At 59.4% G+C, this 23,762-nt stretch carries 25 protein-coding genes and 2 tRNA genes; 4 read left to right on the top strand and 23 right to left on the bottom strand.

Going from position 1 to position 23,762, the window contains the following annotated elements; all coding sequences use genetic code 11:
• The first annotated feature begins 820 nt into the window (after positions 1-820).
• The gene (locus tag CLG94_RS07835; RefSeq protein WP_107562370.1) at positions 821-3,247 is read left to right on the top strand and encodes a TOTE conflict system archaeo-eukaryotic primase domain-containing protein; all 2,427 of its coding nucleotides are present in this window, start codon (positions 821-823) and stop codon (positions 3,245-3,247) included.
• Positions 3,248-3,286: 39 nt separating this feature from the next.
• Here CLG94_RS07835 and CLG94_RS14000 read toward each other — a convergent pair whose 3' ends face one another.
• From CLG94_RS14000 to ruvX, 8 genes are all read right to left on the bottom strand, one after another.
• Positions 3,287-3,487 (bottom strand): PIN domain-containing protein, encoded by a 201-nt coding sequence (locus CLG94_RS14000; RefSeq protein WP_107562368.1) that lies wholly within the window; start codon positions 3,485-3,487, stop codon positions 3,287-3,289.
• Entirely contained in the window at positions 3,484-3,720 is a 237-nt protein-coding gene (locus CLG94_RS07825; protein ID WP_107562366.1) for a putative toxin-antitoxin system toxin component, PIN family, read from the bottom strand. Before CLG94_RS07825 ends, CLG94_RS14000 begins: the two co-directional genes overlap by 4 nt.
• Positions 3,717-4,004: a type II toxin-antitoxin system prevent-host-death family antitoxin gene (locus tag CLG94_RS07820; RefSeq protein WP_161954085.1), complete on the bottom strand. Its 288-nt coding sequence runs from the start codon at positions 4,002-4,004 to the stop codon at positions 3,717-3,719. The genes CLG94_RS07825 and CLG94_RS07820 overlap by 4 nt, the downstream gene beginning before the upstream one ends.
• Positions 4,005-4,394: 390 nt before the next feature.
• Positions 4,395-4,471: transfer RNA gene (locus CLG94_RS07815), tRNA-Met, on the bottom strand.
• A gap of 8 nt (positions 4,472-4,479) precedes the next feature.
• Positions 4,480-5,547, bottom strand: a complete 1,068-nt coding sequence (rlmN, locus tag CLG94_RS07810; protein WP_107562362.1) for a dual-specificity RNA methyltransferase RlmN — start codon at positions 5,545-5,547, stop codon at positions 4,480-4,482.
• A 37-nt stretch (positions 5,548-5,584) separates the two neighbouring features.
• Positions 5,585-6,337 (bottom strand): tetratricopeptide repeat protein, encoded by a 753-nt coding sequence (locus tag CLG94_RS07805; RefSeq protein ID WP_107562360.1) that lies wholly within the window; start codon positions 6,335-6,337, stop codon positions 5,585-5,587.
• Positions 6,334-7,353, bottom strand: coding sequence for an endolytic transglycosylase MltG (gene mltG / locus CLG94_RS07800; RefSeq protein WP_133174669.1), 1,020 nt, complete (start codon positions 7,351-7,353; stop codon positions 6,334-6,336). The genes CLG94_RS07805 and mltG overlap by 4 nt, the downstream gene beginning before the upstream one ends.
• Positions 7,350-7,784, bottom strand: a complete 435-nt coding sequence (gene ruvX, locus CLG94_RS07795; protein ID WP_107562356.1) for a Holliday junction resolvase RuvX — start codon at positions 7,782-7,784, stop codon at positions 7,350-7,352. The genes mltG and ruvX overlap by 4 nt, the downstream gene beginning before the upstream one ends.
• A 53-nt stretch (positions 7,785-7,837) precedes the next feature.
• Here ruvX and CLG94_RS07790 point away from each other — a divergent pair, with 53 nt between their 5' ends.
• Complete coding sequence (locus CLG94_RS07790) at positions 7,838-8,515, top strand: endonuclease III domain-containing protein (protein WP_107562352.1); 678 nt, start codon at positions 7,838-7,840, stop codon at positions 8,513-8,515.
• On the opposite strand, the gene CLG94_RS07785 is transcribed toward CLG94_RS07790, so the two are convergent.
• The 8 genes from CLG94_RS07785 to CLG94_RS07750 all read right to left on the bottom strand — a co-directional run bounded on the left by CLG94_RS07785 (position 8,498) and on the right by CLG94_RS07750 (position 16,629).
• Positions 8,498-10,354, bottom strand: coding sequence for a threonine synthase (locus CLG94_RS07785; protein ID WP_107562350.1), 1,857 nt, complete (start codon positions 10,352-10,354; stop codon positions 8,498-8,500). The two genes, CLG94_RS07790 and CLG94_RS07785, sit on opposite strands and share 18 nt — an antisense overlap.
• Before the next feature lie 336 nt (positions 10,355-10,690).
• Complete coding sequence (locus CLG94_RS07780) at positions 10,691-11,932, bottom strand: S8 family peptidase (RefSeq protein WP_107562348.1); 1,242 nt, start codon at positions 11,930-11,932, stop codon at positions 10,691-10,693.
• A gap of 270 nt (positions 11,933-12,202) precedes the next feature.
• Positions 12,203-12,601 carry a metallopeptidase family protein gene (locus CLG94_RS07775; RefSeq protein WP_107562346.1) on the bottom strand — a complete coding sequence of 133 codons (399 nt, stop codon included), beginning with the start codon at positions 12,599-12,601 and terminating at the stop codon, positions 12,203-12,205.
• The gene (locus CLG94_RS07770) at positions 12,598-13,290 is read right to left on the bottom strand and encodes a rhomboid family intramembrane serine protease (RefSeq protein WP_107562345.1); all 693 of its coding nucleotides are present in this window, start codon (positions 13,288-13,290) and stop codon (positions 12,598-12,600) included. The genes CLG94_RS07775 and CLG94_RS07770 overlap by 4 nt, the downstream gene beginning before the upstream one ends.
• Positions 13,291-13,470: 180 nt before the next feature.
• Positions 13,471-14,133, bottom strand: coding sequence for a protein-L-isoaspartate(D-aspartate) O-methyltransferase (locus tag CLG94_RS07765; protein ID WP_107562343.1), 663 nt, complete (start codon positions 14,131-14,133; stop codon positions 13,471-13,473).
• 236 nt (positions 14,134-14,369) lie between these two features.
• Positions 14,370-15,230, bottom strand: a complete 861-nt coding sequence (locus CLG94_RS07760; RefSeq protein ID WP_107562341.1) for a sigma-70 family RNA polymerase sigma factor — start codon at positions 15,228-15,230, stop codon at positions 14,370-14,372.
• Between the two features lie 171 nt (positions 15,231-15,401).
• Positions 15,402-16,229: an SAM hydrolase/SAM-dependent halogenase family protein gene (locus tag CLG94_RS07755; RefSeq protein ID WP_107562339.1), complete on the bottom strand. Its 828-nt coding sequence runs from the start codon at positions 16,227-16,229 to the stop codon at positions 15,402-15,404.
• A gap of 1 nt (position 16,230) precedes the next feature.
• Positions 16,231-16,629: a PaaI family thioesterase gene (locus CLG94_RS07750; protein ID WP_107562337.1), complete on the bottom strand. Its 399-nt coding sequence runs from the start codon at positions 16,627-16,629 to the stop codon at positions 16,231-16,233.
• Positions 16,630-16,711: 82 nt separating this feature from the next.
• On the opposite strand from CLG94_RS07750, the gene CLG94_RS07745 reads away from it, so the two are divergent.
• Both CLG94_RS07745 and msrB read left to right on the top strand, forming a co-directional pair.
• Positions 16,712-16,798: transfer RNA gene (locus CLG94_RS07745), tRNA-Leu, on the top strand.
• A 172-nt stretch (positions 16,799-16,970) separates the two neighbouring features.
• Positions 16,971-17,375, top strand: coding sequence for a peptide-methionine (R)-S-oxide reductase MsrB (msrB, locus tag CLG94_RS07740; protein WP_107562335.1), 405 nt, complete (start codon positions 16,971-16,973; stop codon positions 17,373-17,375).
• 35 nt (positions 17,376-17,410) lie between these two features.
• On the opposite strand, the gene CLG94_RS07735 is transcribed toward msrB, so the two are convergent.
• The 7 genes from CLG94_RS07735 to CLG94_RS07705 form a co-directional block, all read right to left on the bottom strand.
• Positions 17,411-17,809, bottom strand: coding sequence for an exosortase system-associated protein, TIGR04073 family (locus CLG94_RS07735; RefSeq protein WP_239993176.1), 399 nt, complete (start codon positions 17,807-17,809; stop codon positions 17,411-17,413).
• 207 nt (positions 17,810-18,016) lie between these two features.
• Entirely contained in the window at positions 18,017-18,817 is an 801-nt protein-coding gene (gene uppS, locus CLG94_RS07730; RefSeq protein ID WP_239993175.1) for a polyprenyl diphosphate synthase, read from the bottom strand.
• A gap of 8 nt (positions 18,818-18,825) precedes the next feature.
• Complete coding sequence (locus tag CLG94_RS07725; RefSeq protein WP_239993174.1) at positions 18,826-19,914, bottom strand: site-2 protease family protein; 1,089 nt, start codon at positions 19,912-19,914, stop codon at positions 18,826-18,828.
• A 112-nt stretch (positions 19,915-20,026) separates the two neighbouring features.
• Positions 20,027-20,959: a TonB family protein gene (locus CLG94_RS07720; protein WP_239993173.1), complete on the bottom strand. Its 933-nt coding sequence runs from the start codon at positions 20,957-20,959 to the stop codon at positions 20,027-20,029.
• Positions 20,960-21,029: 70 nt separating this feature from the next.
• Positions 21,030-21,866, bottom strand: coding sequence for an ABC transporter ATP-binding protein (locus tag CLG94_RS07715; protein WP_107562327.1), 837 nt, complete (start codon positions 21,864-21,866; stop codon positions 21,030-21,032).
• Entirely contained in the window at positions 21,863-22,969 is a 1,107-nt protein-coding gene (locus tag CLG94_RS07710; protein WP_239993172.1) for a FecCD family ABC transporter permease, read from the bottom strand. Before CLG94_RS07710 ends, CLG94_RS07715 begins: the two co-directional genes overlap by 4 nt.
• On the bottom strand, positions 22,966-23,730 hold the full coding sequence (locus tag CLG94_RS07705) for an ABC transporter substrate-binding protein (protein ID WP_239993171.1): 765 nt from the start codon (positions 23,728-23,730) through the stop codon (positions 22,966-22,968). The genes CLG94_RS07710 and CLG94_RS07705 overlap by 4 nt, the downstream gene beginning before the upstream one ends.
• Between the last annotated feature and the right edge of the window lie 32 nt (positions 23,731-23,762).

Here is a 23,762-nt window from a genome sequence, read left to right as displayed (position 1 = left end):
CGGCGGTCTATTTGGGGGCACACTCTTTTGTATGAGATGCGTAAGAAAAGGGCACTCTAACGTGGTTGAGTCTGGCCCCTGGCCCCCCGGTCGGGGCCTCCGTCTCGTCTTGGCTGAAGGGTGTATGGCACCTCCTCGACTTAGGAGCCATGCGGGTATAGGGTTTCGGCGTTGGTGCTAGTAGCGGTGCTAGTAGGTGGTCGGAAACTATCGCATTGTGTCATACTCCATCGGTATGATAGACGATCGCTAACTCCGCGTTAATCCTGATAAAGTGGCTCTGGGCGCGGATTTGCTGGGTCCTCGCTGGGCGGTCTTAAAATCCTGCGGGCTTCGGCCTATGCGGGTTCAATTCCCGCCTCCGGCACCAACGTATCTAAGCAGTTAGCTACCCCCACCCGCAACAGCCTCACCGGCTCCAAATTCCTCGGGAGATTCGTCAGTATCTCCCGGACGCGTGAGTGTCAGATCGGGTATCATACCCATCTCCTGGTCATTGGATTCTCATCAAGCGCTATGATAGGATGTCGCACAACGGAGTCAGAGACGCATCGTGGTGATCCCTGACCGCGGCTCACAGGTCATCGTCCGGCCTCTTCTACGAAAGGTCCTGCGAGACCTAGAGCTGAGCGTCGAAGAGTACACCCGCTTTCGGATGAGCAATAGAGGCGAGCCCCAAGGCGTGTGACCTGCCAGGAAGACACGGCCCCTTTGAACAGACGGAGGCGGCGATTGAGGAGGTACTGCCTGCGCCTACGTATGGCTTATAGTAGGTAGGGGTATAGACTGCGGCCAGTTTCGATAATCGTACGAGGTCTAGATGGCAGAGCAAGAGGCTGACCAAGACGTCGCGCGGATACAGGGTCGACTTGCCGATCTTGAGGCGGAGCGGGTTTCGCTGGAAAGACGGCTAGCGGACCTGCTGAGCCGGCCCCCGCTGGCAGCTCCGATGTCCACCGTCGATGCCGGTCAGGCGACAAGCACTGCTGGAGCAACGGATAAGGTCACCCTGTTCCGCCGTCTGTTCGCGGGTCGCCAGGACGTGTACCCACTGCGCTGGGAGAATGCCAAGACAGGGCGATCAGGGTACGCGCCGGCATGCGCCAACGAATGGGTGAAGGGCGTCTGTGGCAAGCCGCAGGTGAAGTGCGGAGAATGCCCGAACCAAGCATTCATCCCCGTGTCCGACGAGGTGATCGAGAGCCACCTTCGCGGGAAGGACCGGATGCGACCGCGGGCCGCCGACTTTGTTGCCGGCGTGTATCCGCTTCTCGCCGACGAGACCTGCTGGTTCCTGGCGGCCGACTTTGACGGCGAGGGCTGGGCCGCCGACGCGCTCGCCTACATGGGCACCTGCCGTGCCAGGGACGTGCCGGCGGCTCTTGAACGGTCCCGCTCAGGCGAAGGAGGCCATGTCTGGATCTTCTTCTCCGAGCCGGTGCCGGCGCGTGACGCCCGGCAGCTTGGTGCCCTTCTCCTGACTGAGACGATGGAGCGTCGGCCGGAGATCGGCTTTGCCTCCTATGATCGGTTCTTTCCGAGCCAAGACACCATGCCGACCGGCGGCTTCGGCAACCTCATCGCATTGCCGCTTCAGCGGCGCGTCCGAGAACGCGGCAACAGCGTCTTCGTAGACAACGATCTTCGGCCATACGAAGACCAGTGGACCTTTCTCTCGTCAGTTTCCCGGATGAAAGCCGACGCCGTCTTCGAGCGGGTCGCAGAGGCAGAAGCCTGTGGCAGTGTGCTCGGCGTCAGGATGCCGGTCGAGGATGAGGGCGCAGATCAGCCATGGCGGATGTCGCCATCGCGGCGGCGCGAGCCGGCGGCGGTCACCGGTCCGCTGCCGAGCCACGTGAGCGTGGTGCTTGCGGACGAGCTCTACATCGACCGTTCCAGCCTGCCACCCTCGATGGTGGTGCGGCTCGTCCGACTCGCTGCGTTTCAGAACCCCGAGTTTTACCGTGCTCAGGCCATGCGGCTCTCGACCTTCGGCAAGCCGCGCATCGTGTCCTGTGCCGTGCTGCATCCGCGCCATGTTGCTTTGCCCCGCGGGTGTCTCGACGAGACCAGAGAACTGCTGCGGTCACATGGGATTAAAGCCGAGGTCGAAGACCGCCGGGAGTCCGGCACACCTCTTCCCGTCCGCTTCCTCGGCACGCTGCGCGAGGAGCAGGCTGCGGCTTTCCACGCAATGGCTCGCTATGATTTCGGGGTGTTGGCTGCGACGACCGCCTTCGGTAAGACGGTGGTCGCAGCCGCGCTGATCGCCCAAAGGGGGTGCAGTACGCTCGTCCTGGTGCATCGACGCGAGCTTCTCACCCAGTGGGTCGAGCGCCTGAAGACGTTCCTCTCGGTAGAGGCCTGCGACATCGGAGTCATTGGCGGCGGTCGCCGCAAGCCGACGGGTCGTCTCGACGTGGCGCTCATACAGAGCCTGGTGCGCAAGGGCGAAGTGTCGGACCTGATCGCGGGCTATGGGCAGCTCATCGTGGATGAGTGTCATCACCTGTCCGCCGTGAGCTTCGAATTGGTGGCCCGACGGTCAAAGGCCCGGTACGTCCTTGGGCTGTCCGCGACGGTCGCCCGGAAAGATGGACACCACCCGATCATCTTCATGCAGTGTGGTCCGGTGCGGCACCGGGTCGATCCCAAGTCCCAGGCCGCACAGCGGGGTTTCAAACATCGCGTGTGCCTACGCGAGACGAGCTTCCGCTTACCGCCGGGAATGGAAGGGGATCGCCTCTCGATTTCGGCACTCTACGCCGCCCTGGCGCAAGACGAGGCGCGCAACGCGCTCATCTCCGACGACGTGCTGACGGCGTTGACGGCAGGCCGGTGTCCCCTTGTCCTGACCGAGCGGCGCGACCATCTCGAGACGCTCCAGGCCCGCTTCAAGGGCTTCACCCGAAATCTGGTGGTGCTGCGAGGCGGCATGGCAACCGCCGAACGCCGCTCCGCCGAAATCGTCCTACGCTCTTCGATCGGCCAGGAGCGCCTTATCCTGGCGACCGGCCGCTATCTCGGCGAGGGCTACGACGATCCTCGTCTTGACACCCTGTTTCTGGCCATGCCCATCTCCTGGAAGGGCACGCTCGCGCAATACGTCGGCCGCCTGCACCGCGGTCACGAGGGCAAGAGCGAGGTGATCGTCTATGACTATGCCGATATGGCTGTTCCGGTGCTGGCGCGGATGGCGGCGAGGCGGCAGGCCGGGTACCGAGCGCTGGGCTACGTCCTGCGGTAACCCACCGACGAACTTCACTCAGCGAAAATCGCCCTTCTTCTATGGCCTCGGTTGTCTTCTCAGAATATTCAGGAATGCTCGCGGCGTGAGGATTCTGATCCCCTGGTATTCCCCCAGCTCGAGGAGATGCTGATCACCACTCACGATATAGTCGGCATCCCCTTCAATCGCACATTCTAGGTAGTGGTCATCCGGTGGATCTTCTGAGATCACAGTGAGGCAGACCACACCTGGCGTCATAATCGCGAGATGGGCGAGATCCTCGATAAAGCCTGAAGCCGCTCTTCGGACCAGCCGTGGCGCCTAGCGATCCTTGGGTAGCGCAAGACGCGGTCGATCTCGTCGAGGACCGCCTCGGAGAGGACCAGATGAAACTGCTCGGCCTGCCAGGCAGTGAGGACCTTCGCGGGGGTGCCCTTTGGGCTGAGGATGGCACCCACCAACACATTGGCATCAAGCACCGCCCGAGTCATGCCTTCCGGCGCCCGGCCCTCTCCCGAACGGCCTTGATAGCCTGCTTCACCTCTCGCTCGACGATCCCTGGTTTTAGATGCTTCGTCTGCTGCCACACCTTTTCGACCGTCCCGAGGAGGCGCTCCTTACGCGTCGCTCGCTCTTCCAGTTGCCAGACCGGCACCACGGCCGCCATGGGGCGACCCGCGCGCTCGATGACGAACTGGTCACCCTTGTAGTACACTTCCTCGAGGAGCTGGCCGAGCTTCTTTCGCGCATTCAGCGCGTTTACCTTTTTAACCATGTCCATACGCTCCTATCATGGTTGATATAACTAGATCAATCATATCAGGAGGCGAGAATCTGTCAAGAACGGTCTCACCAAAGCGAGACTTCCATGGGCTGTTCTCCCCACGACTTCACAAGGCAGGAAAACTGATAACGATGGCAAGGGTAGGCATCGGAAAGGCGGCTAGGCTGTCTTGTCTGCGGTCAGCCCTGAGCGCATCTCATATGATCCCTTTACGAGCTACATCGTATAGGGGATTCGATCACTCGACTTCGCGAATGTGAAGGGCCAACCTTGAAGGGCTTCCAAGTGAGGCGGACTTAATAAGCTGGGCCTACTATGGGCCTACTGGACATGGTGCATAAAAAAAGGGCTAGGCGAGAACGCCTAACCCATCGATTATATTGGTTGCGGGGGCAGGATTTGAACCTGCGACCTTTGGGTTATGAGCCCAACGAGCTACCAGACTGCTCCACCCCGCGAAGACATCTTAGGCAAGATGCCCGGCAGTGTCAAGTTTTTTCTGGTTGGTCTCGGTGACCAACATGCCACAGGCGGCCGAGATGTCCATGCCGCGACTCTCGCGGATGGTGGTCAGGAGGCCGGCTGCCTTCAGGATACGTTGGAAGGTCTCGACGCGCTCCCGTGAAGGTCGGCGAAATGGGATGGCAGGGGCCTCATTTAAGGCCAGGAGGTTGATCTTGCACCGAAGGCCACGCAGCAGCTTTACCAGCTCACGGGCATCCTCCGGTCGGTCGTTCACCTCATTGATGAGCACATACTCAAAGGTGAGACGGCGGCGCGACGGAATCGGATACGCCCTGAGTGCCGCCATCAATGCCTTAAGCGGGTAGCGGCGATTGACCGGAACCAGACGGTCGCGAAGCTCATCAGTGGCCGCATGGAGCGACACGGCCAAGTTCACCAGAAGTCCACTTTGGCCGAGCCGCACGATCTCTGGGACCAGGCCGACGGTGGAGATGGCGATCCGACGCGGAGGGTACGCAAGGCCCAGGGGGTGAGTCAGGATCGTGAGCGCCTTCACAGTGGCGTCGTAGTTATGGAGTGGTTCCCCCATCCCCATCAACACCAGATTGCCGATTCGTTCTCCTGGCAGAAGATCCCGCTGGAGCGCGAGCGTCTGATCGACGATCTCAGCCGCCTGCAAGTGCCGGACGAACCCCATTGTTCCAGTCAGGCAAAAGGCGCAGGCCAGAGCACAACCTACTTGGGTGGAAAGACAAGCGGTCAGCCGCCCCTCATCGGGGATCAGCACCGCCTCAATAGCTCGCCCATCCGCGCAGCCAAACAGGTATTTCCGCGTGCCGTCCCGGGAGACCTCTCTGCCGAGAGAAGCGAGGGTGCCAATGCGCGCCCGCTCGGCCAGCCTCTCGCGTAACGCGATCGGCAGATCGGTCATCTCCGCGAACGTACGTGCGCCGCGCCCGTAGATCCAGTGGAAGAGCTGGTGGCCACGGTAGACCGGCTCGCCGTGGTCGGAAACAAAACGCTCCATCTCCTCAAGGCTCAGCCCTTTGAGGTCAATTATATTGGACATTTTCTCACTCAATGGATAGGAAGGAGATGTGCCGCAGCTATTGGCTAAGTAGTTTGAGCTGACGCATCGCCTCGGCTGCCATCTCGCTTGTGGGGCTCAGTTCCACGACCTTCTGAAATGCCTGTTTGGCCCGGTCTTTCTCACCAGCCGACAGATGGGCAAAGCCCAAGCTCTGGTATGCAGTGGCGAGATCAGGGTCCTGTTTTACGGCCAGTGTCAGCTCGGCTATCGCCAGTTCCAACCGTCCTTGCACCAGGTAGACGTGCCCCAGCCGATTATGGGCCTCGGTGAAATCGGGAGCGATATCCAGCGCACGCTTAAACTCCACAACCGCATCGGCAGCCCGACCCTGGACGACGTAGACATTCCCCAGGTTCAGGCGCGCCTGCTCGGGTGTCAGGTAGGCAGGGTTTGAAAGGGCCTGCCTGAAGGCCTTGATGGCCTGATCGTACTCCGCTCGCTGGACATAAGCCGAACCGAGATTATTGTAGGCATCGGAGAATTTCGAATCGAGCTCGACAGCCCGTTGCAAGGAGGCAATGGCCAGATCGGGCCGACGATCCATCAGGTACGCTAACCCCAAGGCGTTATGATAGGCAGAATTGTCTGAGGCGCCATCGATCGCCTGACTGAACTCCCCGATGGCCTGCTTCGCGTCCCCATTGGCCAGGCGTGCGACACCAAGATGATAATGGCTGTCGGCCTTTTCCTGTTTCACCGCCATCTGCTCTGTGGCACAGGCGGCGAGCAGACCGCTAAGCGCAACGATTATGATTAGACCCTTCCTCATCCCGCCCTCCTGATCTGATACCGCCTTACCATAGCGTTGTGCTCGCCCAGCGTATTCGAAAAGGCATGCGTCCCGTCATTTTTCGACACGAAATACAGATATCGGGAGGAGGCGGGATGTAGGGCGGCCATGACGGAGGCGCGTCCAGGGCTTGCGATCGGACCGGGCGGCAGGCCCCGGTGAAGGTACGTGTTGTATGGCGAGGGCGCCTGCAGGTTCGCTCTGGTGAGCTTGCCGCTAAACCGCGATAGGCTGTAGAGCACAGTAGGATCGGATTGCAGCGGCATCCCCAGCCGCAGCCTATTATAGAACACCGCCGAGATGAGCGGCCGTTCCTCTTCCGCCATCGCTTCCCGTTCGATCAGGGAAGCGATGGTCACCACCTCTGCCACTGACATCTTCATCTCCATGGCGCGTGCCCGTTCTGCAGGACCGAACACCTCACCAAATCGCTGAACCATTCGCCCGATAATCGCCTCTTCGCTCAGCCCCTTGACGAGGCGATAAGTATCTGGGAACAGATAGCCTTCGAGCGACTCACCATCCACCCTGTACCGCGCCAGCAACTGACGGTCCCGCAGAAGACCCATGAACCGTTTCTGATCGACCAGCCCCTTTTTCTGAAGCGTTTCGGCAATCTGTTGGGCGGCGAACCCCTCGGGAATCGTCACCTGATGGACGAACCCTTTCCCCTGCTCGAGCCGGCGGATAACCTCAAGCAGGTTGAGGCCAGAGGCAAACTCATACTCTCCGGCAAGCAGGTGTCGTTGTGTGCCACGGGCGACAGCCACAGCCAGGAAGGCGAAACGACTGCGGATCACACGCGCCTCTTTCAGCGTCCTCGCGATATCGAAGGCTCCCGTCTGCGGCCTGATGACAACGGCACGTGTGGTCTCGTTCGTTGACGGTGCCGGTCCGCCCATAATGTACCACAAGATACCTCCTCCCACCAGGAGACAGAGGCATAGGGTAAGCGCTCGCGGCGGCAGTGGAGGTGATGAGAGTGTTGTGCTCACGAGGAGCGCTCCTGCTGACGATGGTAACGATCGAGGAAGCCCTGCAGGATAAGGACGGCGGCCATCTGATCGACGTGCCGCTTCCGCTTGGCTCTGGACAGATCGGCCTCGATCAGCAGGCGTTCAGCCTCCCTGCTGGTCAGCCGCTCGTCCCACATCGTCACTTTTGCCGTCCCACCCTCTTCCAGTCGCCTGGCAAACGCCATGGCCGCCTCGGCGGCAGGGCCGATGGAGCCGTTCATGTTCTTTGGCAGGCCGACGACCACCTCGAGTGCACCATACTGGTCAATCAGCCCTTGAATGACGCTGAGGGCCTCCTGCTCTGAAGATGGTTCGAGTGATGGCAGGGGCTGGGCTGTGAGTCCCAACTCATCACTTACGGCCACCCCGATCCGCCGCGTCCCAAAATCGATCCCCAAGTATCGCGTCACTGCTCGCTGACTCTCCCCTTGACCTCTCAGAAAAACCAGTCACAATGATCGGCATGCCACAGACAGCAACCAAACGTCGGCTCATCTCCCTTTACCGGCATCTCTTCCGACATTTTGGACCACAGCGCTGGTGGCCGGCCCGCTCTCGGTTTGAGGTCATCGTCGGCGCCATCCTTACTCAGAACACCGCCTGGGTCAACGTCGAGCGAGCCATCGCGGCGATGCGGGGTGCGCGACTGCTCAACCCCCGTGGGATCGATGCCGCGCCACAGGAGCAACTCGCCCAGCTCATCCGATCGTCAGGGTATTATAACATGAAGGCCAAATGCCTGAAACAGTTCACGCAGTTCTTGCAAACGCGTTACAGCGGAAGTCTACAGCGGATGTGTCGAGCGGAGCTACAGAGATTGCGGCCAGAGCTGCTGGGAATTTCAGGGATTGGCGAGGAGACGGCCGACTCGATCCTACTGTACGCGGGAGGCCGACCGATCTTTGTAGTGGACGCCTACACCCGTCGGGTACTGGAGCGGCACGGACTGAGTACGGAGAAAACTCCCTATGGTGCGATCCAGCGTCTCTTCATGACACACCTGCCGGCTAACCCGACGCTCTTCAACGAGTATCACGCCCTGCTGGTGGCCGTCGGCAAGACCTACTGCCGGAAAACGCCGCTCTGTGACAGTTGCCCCCTCCGTTACGACCTGCCGAAGGAGTCACCGCTTCTGTCGTAGCCAAAGCAGGTTATAGCCTTCTATGAAGGCATTCACCGAGGCGACGATAATGTCGGGGGAGGTCCCGATGGCGACTACCCGGTTGCCTTCGGCGTCCTTCATGACAATGGTGGTCTCGACTGCGGCAGCGGTCCCAGGCGAGTTGATCTGTACATTATAGTCGATCAGCTCAAAGAAGAGCTTACCGCTGGTCAAAGCGGCTTGTTTCAGGGCGTTAATGACTGCATCCACCGGCCCGACACCCACGGAGGTGGCCTCGACCTTCTCCCCATCGAACAGGACCCAAACGGCCGCCTCCGCCTGGCCATGGAGCGACGTCGAGACCCTGAAATCCTCTACCGCGAGGACGAGCTTATGGGCCGAAAGCCCCTTGAGAACATTCTCCACGATATACTGAAGGTCCGCCTTGGTGATCGGCTTCCCCTTCTTCACAAACTCCTCGATCAGAGACCGCACCTTGCCCCCGTACTCCGCAGTGAGCTTCACCCCGAACTCCTGCCGGACCTTCGTGACGACCTCGGCCGCCGACGGGACTTGCTCAAACAGGTTCTTATCGCCGTTCTTAGCCCCGGCGGCCCTGATCTCGTAGAGCCGCAGCTTCAGGAACTTCTCGACCTCCTGCATCGAGGGGTCGATAGTGGCCGGGGACGGCAGAATTCGCAGCGCTGCCCGGGGATCCTTGAGCCCGTTCCCTGTCGCGAGGCAGACTACTGACTCGTCCGCCCTCACGCGTCCGCTGGTAAGCAGCAGCGCTAGCGCCCCGACCGGGAGCGCCCCGGACGGTTCTACGAAGATCGACTCCTGGCGCGCGAGCCGCTGCTGGGCCTCCAAGATCTCGGTATCGTTGAGCGACAGGGCGCATCCGCCCGATTCGCGGAGTGCCGCCAGCGCCTTCAGCCCGTCCAGTGGATCGCCTGCGATCAACGCAGAGGCAACCGACTCCGGTTTTTTTACCGGTACAGTGTCATCGCTCCCCTGATTAAACGCGGTCACGATCGGCTGACAGCCTACCGGCTGGACGCCGATCATCCGCGGCAGAGACGAGATCAAGCCCAGCTCATGAAACTCTTTGAATCCCTTCCAGAGGGCGGCGATGTTCGTGCCGCAACCCATTGGGACAATGACGACGCTGGGGGCCTGCCAGTCCAATTGCTCCACAATTTCGAACGCCTGCGACTTCTGGCCTTCGATGCGGAAGGCGTAATCGCCCGCCAGATAAAACCTATAGCGCTGGCTCATCTGCTCGGCGATGGATGCCGCATCGTTATACGTCCCTCGGATCTGGAGGACCCGGGCTCCGTAGGAGAGGGCCTGGGCCATCTTTCCGATCGGGGTCCCCTCCGGCACCGCCACATAGCACGGCAGCCCGGCGATCGAGGCGTAGGCAGCGACGGAACCGGCCATATTCCCGGTGGACGCCACGCAGATCGCCTTGGCGCCTTGCTCTTTGGCCTTGGTGATCTCCACGAGCGTTCCTCTATCCTTGAAGACACCGGTCGGATTCAACCCTTCGTTTTTAATGTAGAGCCGTTTGATCCCCAACTCTTCCGCTAGTCTATGGCACCGGTACAGCGGCGTCCCGCCCTCATCAAGAGAGACCACCAGATCGAGGTTGAGAATGGGATAGAAGTCGAGATATTTAAGTGCCTTGATCGGAGAGGTCTTGAGCGAGTATCGATTCAGGCGAGCTCTGATATAGGTGTAGTCATAGCGTACGCCGAGCGGCTTGCCGCAACTGATGCAACGCGTACTGCTCTCCTGCTCGGTGCAGGTCTTGCCGCACACGATGCAGTAGAGCTCGTAAAACCTAGCCTCCCCACGCCGTCCTCTCGCAGCCATCGATCCTCCTCAATCCTCAGTGTAGACGCAAGACCGGCGCGATCTTATCGGGGGTTACCCGAAAGTGTCAAGAGTTTTCCAGGGTTTCAGTATGAGCAGACCTGGTGAAGCCAGCCGGAAAGAGAAGGCTGGAGCTGAGTACCCACAGAGGAATTCAGGAAGAATTGTTATGGAACGAGGCGAACGCCCACCCCAAGATTAATAGAAGGGAACGCGGAGACATGGCAAGAGGCCGGCGCGTCTAGTTGATGCTGATGGTGATATTTTCTGAACTCTGAAAATGCTTGTCGCCGAGTCTCCCCTCGCTCTAATCCACGCGGTATGTTTATAGTCAGATCAATATCCCCCAGCGTGGATCAGCGTGATGGGCTGTTCGTCCTTGCTAAAGGTGCCCGTGTTCTTGGTGGCGTCGGCCTTGAGCTGTATTTCGACGGCGGAGGGGCTAGCGCTTGCATTGGCAGGGGTCGACAGATAGAGGGCACCCGTCCCGGCGACGTGGGGTGCGGCCATCGACGTGCCAGACATGGTCGTCGTTCCCCCACCTTTTCTCGTTGACAGGATGCTTACGCCTGGCGCCCAAACGTCCACGCAAGTGCCATAGTTGCTCCAGGAAGCTTCATGGTCAGTACTGTCGGTGGCAGCGACCGTCATGACGCCGTCATACATGCCCGCGCGGGCCGGCGAGGAGTTGCAGGCATCCGCCCCGCTGTTTCCTGCTGCGATAGAGTAGAAGACGCCGCTATCGGCCGACCTCTTCACCGCGGTGTCCAGAGCTTCGCTCACCCCACCGCCAAGGCTCATGTTGGCGACAGCCCGCTTCGTGGCGTTGGCTAGCAACTTGGCGTCGGCCGTCACCCAGTCCACGCCCTTGGTAACGCCCGACATCGTCCCGCTCCCGCTGCACCCGAGCACCTTCACGCCAGTGAGCGGCGCGCCGGGAGAGACCCCTACCACGTCGCTCAGATTGTCTTTGGCTGCTACGGTGCCGGCCACATGTGTCCCATGGCCGTTGCAGTCGGTGTTCTTTCCTCCGGCGAAGTTCACATTTTTGACCAGATTAAGGTCGGAGTGTGTCGCGATCCCGGTATCGATGATGTAGACGTTAACGTTCGTAACGGCGCCCTCCTCGTCCCCGGCCTTTGTCGAGCTGCTGTCCGCGTCGATTCGATTGATACCCCAGGGAAGCGTCTGGGCGATAGCGTGCATTGTGCCGTCGGCCTCGACATAGGCGACCATGGGCTCGTTCTCGAGCGCGTCAATCTGCCGCGCCGTCAGACGGGCGGCAAAGCCTCGCAAGCTTGCGCTGTAGACGTGGTCTGAGCGGAAGCCATGCCTCGCTTCAATTGCCTGCACGGCTCCGGAGACGCCCGGATCGAGGTATTCCCACGCTGTAGGGTTCGCGCGGGCTCGGTCGTCCGCACGATAGAAGGCTTGGAAATTGTGAAAAGGGGCGTTATCGGCGAAGACCACGATTACGGGGAATGTCGCAGACGGCTGCTGCGCCGACACGACGGTGAAAGATTGCATGGTTAGAAGGCAGATGACCCCAATTACCGATCTCAATAGCAGGCGCTTCATCTAAGTTCCACTCCCTTCCTTTACGAGACTCTGTGTCTCAGGCATCGCAGTCTCCTCATCTCCGGCTCGCAGGGGGCGTGTCCTTCTTGCCATTCCCTCTCCCCCTTCTTGTCAAGCAGAATTCGCACAAAACCCATTTGGGCAGAACATCTATCGGATCCTAACCTGTTCGTCACAATTTATCATCAATGCACGCAACCAAGTATCGAGCTTCTTGTTATACTTTACGTCGAACCAGACTCTTGTCAACGGAAATCGCGAGTCAAATCGTTACTTGTACCCGGCCTTTTCCAGTTCGTCTTCAGAGAGGCCAAAATGGTGACCAATCTCGTGCAACAGGGTCGTGCGGATCTGTTCTTGGATCTCTTGCTTGGTTCGGCAGCCTTCCTCAATAGATCGCTGGTACAGGGTGATCTTATCGGGTAAGACCATTCCGTAGGAACTGCTCCGCTTGGTCAGCGGGATGCCGGCGTAGAGGCCAAGGAGGGTCTCCGTTGGATCGGTCCCGGCCACCGCCAACTCCTCGTGCGTGGGCTGATCCTGCACCACGACCTCTACGTTCGTGAGGCAATCCATGACAAGCGGCGGAAGGGACGCGATCGCCTGAGAGACCAGTTGACGGAACTCCTGGCGACTCAGGGCCATTCGTCGCTTTGCCGCGCTCATCATAGCCGATTCCTCCAGTGAAGCCACTTGCGACCGCCTGACAACAGCACTACCATACCGAGGCCTGCGACGAACCCCCCGATGTGGGCGAACCAGGCGACGCCCCCCACCTGAACGCCCAGTGTTCCCACGCCGTTCAGTACCTGGACGATGATCCAGAACCCCAGAACAATCAATGCCGGGACTTCGACGAGCCGGTAGAAAAAGCCGAGCGGTATAAGGGTGAGGACACGGGCATGGGGAAAAAGGAAGAGATAGGCTCCCAGCACGCCGGAGATCGCCCCGCTGGCCCCGACCATTGGGATCTTTGAAGCGGGATCAGTCCAGATTTGGGTAGCCGCTGCCGCCAGTCCGGAGAGCAAATAAAAGACCAGAAACTTTCGCCGTCCAATCCTATCTTCTACGTTATCGCCGAAGATCCAGAGGTAGAGCATGTTGCCGCCAAGGTGGAACAGGCCCCCATGTACGAACATTGAGGTGAAGACGGTGGCGTAGAGCGGAACGGGGTGCGGCACCAGCAGATCGCCACCGCTGATCTCCAGTGGGATGAGACCATACAGGTGGATAAACTGTACCGCCTCCTGTGGCGGCAACATCAACTGGCTCACGTAGACAAGGATGTTCGCGACGATGAGCCCAACCGTAACAACGGGGGTGCGACGGGAGGGGATGTTATCCCTGAGTGGGATCATAGTAGTTCAAGGTTCATGGTTCAAGGTTCATGGTTCAAGGTTCAAGGTTCGGAGCTCGAGGTTCATAGAGAAAATACGATTGCGTTCTACTTACTATGCCAGGCGTAGGAGATCTGAATCTGCAAACACGATGAACTTTGAACTTTGAACCTTGAACTCCGAACCTTGAACCTTGAACTATCACCAGTCCTCGGCGCCTCCCTTTCCAGTCAACGGCACGAAGCGTACGGGTGCAATCGAGCGGACCATGAATTGCCCGCCACGCTTCTCTCCGAGGATCAGATCCTGCGTTTCCCTCGCACTCCCTACCGGGATCGCTATTCGCCCCCCCTCGCGTAGCTGCTCGATCAGCGGTAACGGGATCCGCGGAGCGCCGGCAGCGACCACGATCCCGTCAAAGGGAGCAAACTCGGGCCATCCTTCATATCCGTCCCCATGTCTGACGTGCACATTGCGGTATCCGAGAGCCTCCAGGTGGGCGCAGGCTCCTTCCGCTAGCGATGGGATGATCTCGACGGTATAGACCTCGGCCGCCAGTTCGGCCAGGATAGCGGCCTGATAGCCCGAACCGGTCCCAATCTCAAGGACCCGATGCGACGGTTGCACCCGGAGGAGTTGGATCATTAGCGCAACAATATAGGGCTGGGAAATGGTCTGTCCGGCACCGATAGAGAGAGGACGGTCTTCGTAGGCGAAACATTCCATGGCCGGCTCTACGAACAGGTGGCGTGGGACCCTCCCCATCGCCGTGAGGACCCGCTCATCGACGATATCTCTGGCCCTGAGCTGCTGCTCTACCATCCGCCATCGCGCTGCCTCCGCGCTTTCATATTGGTCGTCCATTGTGCATCCCCTGAAACAATCAGACTGAAGATCTAGACAAGGGTGAAGTAACCATGTTGGGCTTCACAATTTCTCATTACGCGACTGCCGGGTAAAGAGCTGCAGGCCACACCGGGTAAAAACAAAAGCCCCGATCTCCGGTAAAAGGTCAGGGCTTATCGATCCAACCGCATCTATTTTCAAGCGAAACATCCCACCCTTCTTGTGACGGTGGGTTGTTCGGTAGATGAGGAGATCTAATTTAAGTAATCTCTCAGATGCCTGGTTTTGGCCATGACACGCAGTTTCTGCTTGGCATGCTCCTCGATCTGTCGGATCCGCTCCCGCGAGAGCGTAAGTCGCTTGCCAACCTCTTTGAGGGTCATCGCATCTTCCTTCCCCAAACCGAAGCGCAGCTCCACAATGAGTCGCTCTCTGGATGTGAGGTTGCCAAGCATTCGCTCCACCTCTTCACGGAACGACCTCCGGATCAGTTCGTAGTCAACAGGAGGGATCTGCTTCGATGCGTATAACTCCATGCCAATCCGTTGTTCAAGGCTGATTTCATCGCTGAAAAAAGCCAGTTGACCAGCCCGGTGCAATGCCCCCTCCAGGTCGCTCGCGCTAAGGTCTAATTCCTCCGTCACCTCCGAGTCGGTCGGCTCAGCTTGCAACTGCTGGGAGAGATCGGCGCGGATGTCGTTCAGTTGCGATGCGAGGCGAGCCTTACGGAGCGGAAGTCTCACAGCCCCTCCGCCTGCGGCCAAGGCCTGCATGATCGCTTGCCGGATCCACCAGACTGCATAGGTAATAAACTTAACGTTATACTCCGGGGAGTAGCGGCGCGCGGCTTCGAGCATGCCGATATTGCCTTCGTTGATCAGGTCTGATAGCGACAGACCGCACCCGCGATAGCGGAGGGCTACCTTGACCACGAAACGGAGGTTGGCCTCCACCAGTTGATTCAAGGCCCCCTCATCCCCACGTTGAGCCGCCTTTCCCAGGAGAAGCTCATCCTCTTTCTTCAGGAGTGGAACCTGGGCAATCCGCTTCAGATAGGCGCCTAGAGCGTCGTCGGAGACCCCTTTGTAAAAATGCGCGAACGATCTTTTCGCCACCGTGTCTCACCTGCGCGTTAATCCAGCATCCACGTGCGTTATGAACAAGCCGGGCTGCTATGTTGCTAGAGCCTAACACAGTATTTTACGGATTGTCAAAGACAGGGAAGCGGCCGGAAGACCAGGACAACGTTAGCAAGGGAGGCGTTGGGGAAGGATCAAGCGGGGGATTCACCCCCGATCGCCGGCATCCTTCATGCCGACTACGACCCCAGATCCTCGTCCTGCGCCGAGGAGCCGGGACGCATCCCCATGATTCACGAAAATCTCCAGATAGTCCGTACTTCCAATGACGGCGCCAGGTGCGGCAGGGGCGACCTGGCCGTAATAGGCAACAACCGGAACCTCCTGTCCGGCAATACGAACGAAGAATGTCATCGGGAAATCTCCGGCCGCCAAATGTTCCAGGTCGGTACGGGTAACGTTCGTCACCAGGTTACCGAACCGATCAATATGGAGTATTTCCCCCTTGATCAACGAGGTTCCGGATAGCGTCGCGCGGGGGAGCGCCAAGCGGACATAGTCATCTATTGGTACTCCAAACTCGGCAGGCTTGGCCCCGAGCGACAGGTGGCCTGCCACCGGCGCAAAGACGTCGCGGCCGTGAAAGGTGGCGCTGACCGGATGGAGGAAATACCGGGTAGCAGTGATGGCTCTGACGCCCGACGATCCGGCCTTCTCTGCGAGCGGGGCCAGAAGTCCGTTGTCCGGACCAATGAACAGATGGTCGTCGCAGGTAACCAGGATTGGGCGGCGAGGCCCGCCGACCCCCGGATCAATCACCGCGACGTGGATCGTGCCTTGAGGGAAGTAGCGGTACGCCGTAATGAGAGCAAACGCCGCCTCGGAGGGCTCGTAGGCCTTGCCACCATGGCACAGATCGACGATCACCGCATGGGGGTTGATGCCGAGAATTACCCCTTTCATTATACCGACGAACGGATCGCTCAACCCGAAATCCGTCAGCAACGTGACGACCCGCCGTGCCTGATCCCCCATCTTACCCTCGGATCTTCATCAGGAGGCCGGTGGCCTCGGCAACGACCCTCCCATCCTCCCCCTCGGCCCAGGCCTTCATGTTGACAGTCCTGGCGCCATGATTCAGAATCTGCCCGTAGAAAATCAACCGCTCTCCGATAGCGGCTGGGCGCCTAAGCGTAATCTGGAGCTTGGTGGTGACGGCCATGATCTGTCGCAAGTAGGCGCCGTTGACCATCACCTCATCGAGAATGGTCGCAATAATACCCCCATGCAAGACGTCCTTCCAGCCCTGAAACCGCTTCGGTGGGGTAAACTCGGTCCGAATGCGATCATCACCGATCAGTTCGAATTCGAGTTGCAGACCGGCTCCATTCTGCTTGCCGCAGACAAAACACATATGATCGTCTTCGTAATCCATAGGTTCTTCTTGTGCTTTTCCGTTGACTTTTCAGCGTTGACCATCTACAAGTAGTGAGCGTAAGCAGCTTACTACATACCGTGCCGAAGTGGCGGAACTGGTAGACGCGCTGCGTTCAGGGCGCAGTGGGCGTATGCTCATCGGGGTTCGAGTCCCCGCTTCGGCACCACTAGACTTACGGAGTTGCAGACCTCGGATTAGCTGGGTTTTTCGTCTTTTACTCCTTCTCTCCGCAACCTATCGATCTCTCGTGTCTGGCCGCCGAATTCTCCTTAACGTAGCCTTCCTGCACAGCTCTTCGCAAGAAGATTTTCAAAAGACTGAGCAAGTGAGGATCTGTCATGACCGATAAGCTGATCAGGTCAGATGAGCAATGGAAACAGCGGCTCACGCCGGAGCAGTTTTACGTCTGTCGGCAGAAGGGGACTGAAAGACCGTTTTCTGGTGAATACTCCGACTGCAAAGTAGACGGGATCTACCGTTGCGTCAGCTGCGGTAATGAATTGTTTGGCTCCGAGACCAAGTTCGACTCGGGGACCGGGTGGCCTAGTTTTTGGGCGCCTCTGGCTCCTGAGCAGATCGAGACTGTGGAGGATGCCGATCTGTTGATACGGCGTACCGAGGTGCGGTGCAGCCGGTGCGACGCGCACCTGGGCCACGTCTTTGCTGACGGACCACCGCCGACACACCTCCGTTACTGTATCAATTCAGTCGCACTAACACTGGCAAAGAGCTCAGGCCAGTGAACGAAGTTTACTGGGGACGCTCGGCGACATCGTGGCTAGGGCCTATCGCCTACCCGAGGGCGCGCGATGAGCGCGGGTGATACCACCGTCCGTCCTGATTCAAAAGGATAGCGTGGGCTCAAGATCGGTCTATAATCGTCCGGGATCGAGATCGGGAAGGTAGCTAGTTCATACGCTCCAACGACAGTCCGCATCAAGCCGAGGCCAAAACCAGCAAGGAAGCCGGCTGGGATCCCAAGAAGGGGCCCTTGTTCTCGCGCCTCATAGCAGATCGTCTTCGGCCATTCGATAAACAGACCAAGGGTCAGATTGGCGACACCTCTCAGAGCCTTCTGGCCCGGCGAGGAGCTGGTCAGTTCCCCGGCAACGGCCTGGGTGGTGAGGGCCATCGACATCACAAGCGCAAGCAAAATACCCCGCAAGGTCATGTTCATTGGTGCCTCCAATAGGTTAGGGGAGCCGCCCTGCCGTCTCCGAAGCGCATTGCGCGGCTACCCCACGGATTGACAACGACGACGAGGGAAGGTAGACAAGTTACCGCCTACCTCCGCAGTTCCGGTTCTCTCGCAAGCCGCTTTCCCTTCACTCCTCACCTCGCACTCCGCACCAGACATGGGCGCAGCAAGCAGCGCCCCTACATTTCATACCCCAAATCGGCGCTCGCGTTGCTGAAAGCTTCGAATGGCCCGAAAGAAGTCGATCTTTCTGAAAACCGGCCAGTAGGCGTCACAAAAGTAATACTCGCTGTATGCGCTCTGCCAGAGCAGGAACCCGCTCAGCCGAACTTCACCGCTGGTCCGGATGATGAGATCAGGATCTGGCAGATCGTATGTATAGAGATACTTGCCAATCTCGTCGATGGAAATATCATCGATGATCTTCTCCAGTGGGACACTTTTCGCTGATTTGTCCCTGAGCATGGCCGCGATGGCATCCGCGATCTCCTGTCTCCCGCCATATCCCACTGCGACATTCAGGTAAAAGGCATCGTAGTCCCGCGTCGCCTCCTCAGCCTCGTGAATCGCCTTCACCGTGGACGGGGGGAGAAGTTCCATCTTGCCGATAGCTCTGATCCGCATCCGCTTTCGGTGCACCTTGGGATCCCTGGCAATGTCGCGCATCTTCTTCTCGATCAGCGCCAGGAGGTCGTCCACCTCCTCTTGGCTTCGGGATACGTTTTCAGTGGAAAAGATCCACACGGTCACCATCCTGATCTCAAGCTCTTCGCACCAGTTCAGGACCTCTTCCAGCTTCTCCGCTCCCATCCGGTGTCCTTCAAGGATGGTGGAATACCCGTACTCTCTGGCGTATCGCCGATTGCCATCAAGGATCAGACCGATGTGCCGGGGCAGCTCTCCGCCTCGAACTTCCTGAAACAGCCGCCCTTCGTACAGACGGTACAGTAACTGCTTGAACATCCCGTATCGTTCCTTCCTCTTCATCGAGGGACTTATGGCTCCGAGAAATTGAAGGGGGAGGGCGTGATCACGCTTAGCAAAAGTAGTAGCGATGCGAAGCCCACCAGCCTTCTGCGTTTATCCAGCGGGGTCACATCGTTCAGGGGAGGAGGATGCTTCAGGCCCAGAATCAGGGAGAGGGATGCCCAGAACAGCCACCCTGGCCAGTACAGGGTCCCCATGCCGACCAGCACGATCAGGGCGAAGATTGCCACCTTCCGGTGATGCTTACCTACCAGCGCATACGCGATGTGGCCACCATCCAGTTGACCGATCGGGAGCAGATTCAGCGCTGTCACGAGCAGACCGATCCAGCCGGCGAAAGCCACCGGGTGCAACAGTACGTCGCCTCCTTGGGGTATCGGTCCCAGCGTCAACCACTGCAGGAGCGAAAACATGAGCGGTATCCCAAGGGCGATGCCAACATGTCCCGCTGAGTCTGTGAGTATCAGTTCCGACCAGCGCAGTCCCACGACGATGGCAGGGAGTGCCACGCAAAGCCCTGCAAGCGGTCCTGCGATTCCGACGTCGAAGAGCGCCCTGCGATCAGTAACCGGCGACTTCATCCTGATGAACGCCCCGAAGGTCCCGAGCCCAACCGGGGCAGGGATAAAATAGGGGAGCGTGACAGTGATGCCATACCGTCGAGCGGTAAAGTAGTGTCCGAGCTCATGGACACCAAGGATTGAAAGGAGCGTGATTGCGAAGGGAAGTCCTTGCACCACCGACCAAGGATTCGTCAAGGGATGGGCGCCGCGGTTGGTGGCACCCACGAACACAGTGGTGACGAGGGTAGCCAGCAGGAGCAGGATGTTCAGCCACGGGCCTGAACGAAACTGACGTTTTGAGGGCATTACCCGGAGGATCGTCAGGTCTTCCTCGCTTTGAAGCAGCGGGTAGTAGCCGTGGGGGACAAGTCGTTCCGTCAGCTCAGCTACAGCCTTATCGGGATCGACCAGCAATGTTCCTTTGAAACGAATCGTCCCGTCAAGCAGGTGCGACTCAGTGATCGCAAAGACACCCGCCATCTCCCGTTCAAGAAAAAAGAGGGCGTCCTCTTCCGGGTTCAGCCAGCTTGCCATATCTTGTTTATACCACGGACCCTGTGAGCCGTCAAAACCTTCTGCCGTCTCTCCGCAAGAGCCTAATTCCACGTAACGGCAGGCGCTTCGACACGTATCCGGATAGTGACGCTCATCGATCCCCAAGGCCTCCACGGCTGACATGGTAGTAAAAGGCCGCTCGGATATTCAGCCGTTCAAAGTGCATCCGCTCAGGGAAGGGGCTGAAGGGGGTGGCTTGTCGTATTGCCCGAATCGCCTCGTTATCCAGTGGGGCGATACCAGAAGTCTGCGTGAGCTGCAAGTCGCTCAAGTGGCCATCGCGGGTGATCCCAAAGGTCACCACGAGATTTCCGGTCAGGCCTCGCGCCCCCGGAGGGTAACCCCACACACCCTCGATTCGCTTTTTTACCCCAAGCAGATAGGGCGCAAACCGGGAATCCTGGCTGTCCAATGAGACGGTTGGCCCAGTAGTAGAATCGGCATCGCCTTCCTCCATCGTATCAGCCGCCTGGTCAGGGTACTGCTTGGCATCGAGGCTTTTCCAAAGCATGGCTAGTTGACCCCGGAGATCGGATGGGTGGGTCGATCCACCGACACTCTCGCCCTCAAGCGGCTCTACTTGAGCCACCTTCGGGCTTGGGGAGACGGCTAGCCCAGGCGACGACTGCAGCGGGGTCGGCACCCAAGGGGTGAGCGCGGCACGATGAGCAGAAGGGGCGTCGGATCTCGCTATCGCCGCCGATGCGGGTGGATGAGCCAAGCTTGCTGTGGGGAGGGGGGCCGATTTTACGCTCGGGCGACTTACACGTTTCGGCGTTCTCAACGGACCCACCTTTTTCGCAGACCGTTGCGTACGCGCAGCGGACTTCTCCGGAATCATGTGGTTACGCGTAGGCGGGACCCGCGTCCGAACAGATCGATTGAGAATCCGGACCTGGAGCGGCCGATCCGCAGGTAGCCGGGCAAAAAGCTGCATTGCGCTGAGCAGGCCGGCAAAAATTAGATGGGCTAGCAGCGAAAAGACGATGAAGTTGCGGATCTGCGGATGCTCAGCAGACATCATTCGCGACCAGAAATCTTGAACCTTGACTCTTAGCACTGCAAGCTACAATAGTCTGCGGCCACTAAATTTGTCAAGGATTGATCGTCTCTGCGGAGGCGTCTTCGCGGGCGAAGAAGAGGTCGAGTTTGTCTGGCAAGAGGGTCACCCATGGAATACTGCGCTTGGGATGCTGCTCTACAAGTACGGACACGCCAAAGACCTCCTGGATTATATCTGGCTGAATGACTTCGTCCGGGGGGCCATCCGCAACGATGCGACCCGATGATAGAAGAACCAGACGGTCGAAATAGAGCGAAGACAGGTTCAGATCGTGCATGGATGAGATAACCGTCAGACCGTACTTCACGTTGAGACCCCTGATCAGCGAGAGGATCCGGAGCTGATGGCTAAGATCGAGAGAACGAGTTGGTTCGTCGAGCAGCAGTAGGCGCGGCTTTTGTGCCAGCGCCATCGCCAGGATGACCCGCTGGCGTTCCCCTCCAGAGAGCTCGTTGTACGAACGGCCCGCGGAAGGTAGGAGATCGGTGGAGGTCATCGCCTCCTGTATTGCCTCCAGGTCCTCGCAAGTAGGACCCCGGTAGCGATGTAGATACGGTGTACGTCCAAGCAGCACCACATCCCTCACTGTGAGGGCGTAGGGTAGCAATAGCTCCTGGGGAACCATAGCGATTGCCCGCGCCAGCTCTGCCCGACTCATCCTCTCCAGGGGGTTACCCTCGAAGGAGACCTCCCCTTCCCTTGGGTGTAACAGGCCTAGCATCAACTTCAGGAGGGTCGTCTTTCCCGAGCCATTCGGGCCCAGGATCGCCACTCGCTCGCCCCGTTCAATGAACAGTTCGATCCTCGCAAGCCCGAAGCCGCTCGGATAAGTAAAATGAACGGCTTGGAGACGGATCCCTGGTCTCATCGCCACCCCGTCTCTCGCCCGTTGCGCCGAAGCAAGAAGAGGAAAAGCGGACCACCGAGCAGCGCTGTAAAGATCCCTACGGGAAGCTCTGTCGGGGCGGCAATAGAGCGTGCCGCCGTATCCGCCAACACCAGAATGGCCGCACCGGCCAAGGCGGACGCCGGCAGGAGCCGTCGGTGGTCGGGCCCAATCAGGAGGCGCAGAATGTGCGGGACGGCAAGCCCCAGGAACCCGATCAGACCACTGATGCTGACTGCGGCACCCGTCAGCAGTGCCCCAAGCGCGATGATCCTTCTGAACTCCCGATTCAGATCTACTCCCAGGGCTTGCGCCCCCTCCTCGCCAACCGTCAGGGCATTGAGTGGGACCGCAAACCCATACGCCACGACAATCCCTACGACAATGATCGGCCCCGTCGCCAACAGTTGTCGCGGATCATTCACCGCGATCCCACCCATGAGCCAGGTGAAGATGTGACGAAGTCGAAACTCGCTCCCCTCGAAGAGCAAGATGCTCAAGGAGCCCAAATAGCCGAGAACCGCGTTGACAACCACGCCCGCGAGCAGCAGGGTCGCCGGCGAGTTGCGCCCATCCACCCGTGCAAGTCGGTAGACCAGTTGTACCGCCAGCAGGCCGCCGACGAAGGCCGAGAGCGCCACCGATCCAAAGCCGAGGACGGAGGCCGTGGGTAGGACAAGGATGGCCACCGTCGCCGCAAGGCCTGCACCAGCCGACGTACCAATGATATACGGATCGGCAAGCGGGTTGCGAAGTAACCCCTGAAACAGGACGCCGGCAGTCGCCAGCGCCGCGCCCACCAGCGCCCCGCCCAGGACTCTGGGCAGCCTGAGTTCCAGCAGGATCGTCTCGTCCGCCGCCTGCCAGGTCACCGGGCCGACCGGAATGCCCACCGATCGAAGGAGGATCTTGAGAATGGTCATGGGCGACAACGCGACCGCGCCCTGCATGACACCAATGAGCAGCGCCAACAGGAGTAAGGCTGACAAGGCAACATAGATGCGGGGTGCGAAATCCCCCCACCCCCCCTTTATAAAAGGGGGGCACGGGGGGATTTGGGGTGCGAGGTGCAGGCTCCGCCTCATCGAAATCGATCCGGGTGGAGCAGTCCAGCCAACAGCTCGAGGCCCTCAACGATCCTGGGTCCAGGACGACTGATCGCGTTCGAATCGATCGCAGCAATCGCTCCCAGACGCACCGCCCGCAGGTGACTCCATCCTGAGCGGCTGGCTACGAGCTCCGGGGTCTGCGGGTTGATCGGCGCGCTGGCGTCGCTCAGGATGATCAGATCGGGGTCGGCTCTGATCAGTTCCTCCAGGCTGAACTGAGGCCAAGCCGTTCGCGAGCGCGCAGCGACGTTTGCCCCACCTGCGAGTTGAACGAGGACATCGATGAATGAACCAGGACCGGCCGTGAAAGGGCGGCTCGGGTCGCTGCCATCAAACTCGATGAAGACCTTGGGCCTGGGGGCGTCCCGCACCTTCGCCACGACGGCGGCTACACGCTGCCGCATGGCGCGAACCAGACCCTCGGCTCGTCTCTCGGCGTTCACGATCCGCCCGATTAGGAGGATGTTACGGTAGATGTCGTCGAGCGTCCGTGGCGCAAAGACCATCACCCTGATCCCCTGTCGATCGAGCGACAAAAGCGGCTCGGCGCCCCCATAGGTCGAAAGAATCAGATCCGGACCGAAGCTCACAATCTGCTCCAGGCTGGGATTAAAAGGAGCCACTCGAGGCTTGGCTTTTGCGGCGGTCGGAAAGTCGCTCCACCGGTCCACGGCCACAATTCGGTCTTCAGCGCCCAGGGCGAACAAGATCTCGGTATTACTCGGCGTTAAGCTCATGATCCGCTTGGGCGGCCCGTCCAGTGTGACGG

Source organism: Candidatus Methylomirabilis limnetica (assembly GCF_003044035.1).
Taxonomy (GTDB): Bacteria; Methylomirabilota; Methylomirabilia; order Methylomirabilales; family Methylomirabilaceae; genus Methylomirabilis; species Methylomirabilis limnetica.
Note: the sequence above shows the minus strand (reverse complement) of the source record. Positions and strands in the feature narration are given on the sequence as shown.